The organism is Phytohabitans sp. LJ34, assembly GCF_052068095.1.
In the GTDB taxonomy this organism is placed as follows: Bacteria; Actinomycetota; Actinomycetes; order Mycobacteriales; family Micromonosporaceae; genus Phytohabitans.
Genome location: NZ_JBQHDG010000064.1, coordinates 1 through 1,003, shown reverse-complemented (window position 1 = coordinate 1,003; position 1,003 = coordinate 1). Strand labels below are relative to the sequence as shown.

Annotated in this window: 1 protein-coding gene; it reads left to right on the top strand. The window is 64.2% G+C overall.

Going from position 1 to position 1,003, the window contains the following annotated elements; genetic code table 11:
• On the top strand, nucleotides 1-1,003 hold a 1,003-nt coding region (locus tag ACTMTJ_RS45380), incomplete at both ends, for an NAD-dependent epimerase/dehydratase family protein (protein ID WP_441225321.1).

Here is a 1,003-nt window from a genome sequence, read left to right as displayed (position 1 = left end):
TGGTTACCGGCTCGGCCGGCTTCATCGGTGGCTACGTGGTGGAGGAGCTGTTGGGCCGTGGCCACGAGGTGGTCGGGCTGGACAACTTTTCGAAGTACGGTCCGGTGACGCACAGCTATGACGACAACCCGCGTTACCACTTCGTCGAGGGTGACGCGACGGACACCGAGCTGGTGACGAAGCTGGCCGCGGATTGTGACCATTTCATCGCGGGTGCGGCGATGATCGGTGGGATCTCGTATTTCCACGCCTACGCCTACGACCTGCTCGCGACGAATGAGCGGATCATGGCGGCGTCGTGTGACGCGGCGATCGCGGCGCATCGGGATGGCCGGTTGCGGAAGGTCACCTACATGTCGTCGTCGATGGTGTTCGAGTCGACCGAGCACTGGCCCTCCAAGGAGGGTGACGAGCGGCGGGTGCCGCCGCCGCTGTCCTCGTACGGTTTCCAGAAGTTGGCGGTGGAGTATTACGCGCGGGCGGCGTGGGAGCAGTACAAGCTGCCGTACACGATCGTGCGTCCGTTCAACTGCGTCGGTGTCGGCGAGGGTCGGGCGTTGGGTGAGGCTGAGGTGCTGTCCGGGAATGTGAAGCTGGCCATGTCGCATGTGGTGCCGGATCTGGTGCAGAAGATCGTGAAGGGTCAGGACCCGTTGCACATTCTGGGTGAGGGTAACCAGGTGCGGCATTACACCTACGGTGGTGACCTGGCCGCCGGGATCGTGACCGCGATGGAGCATCCGGCCGCGGTCAACGAAGACTTCAACCTGTCCACCGCGGAGTCGACCACGGTGCTGGAGTTGGCCGAGCTGATCTGGCGGAAGATCAAGGGCCCGGACGTGCCGTTCCGGTACGTGTCGGACGACCCGTTCGAGTACGACGTGCAAAAGCGGGTCCCGGACGTGACCAAGGCGCGTGAGGTCCTCGGCTTCGAAGCGACCACCAGCCTGGACACGATGCTCGACGAGGTCGTCCCATGGGTGACCCAGGCCGTACACGACGG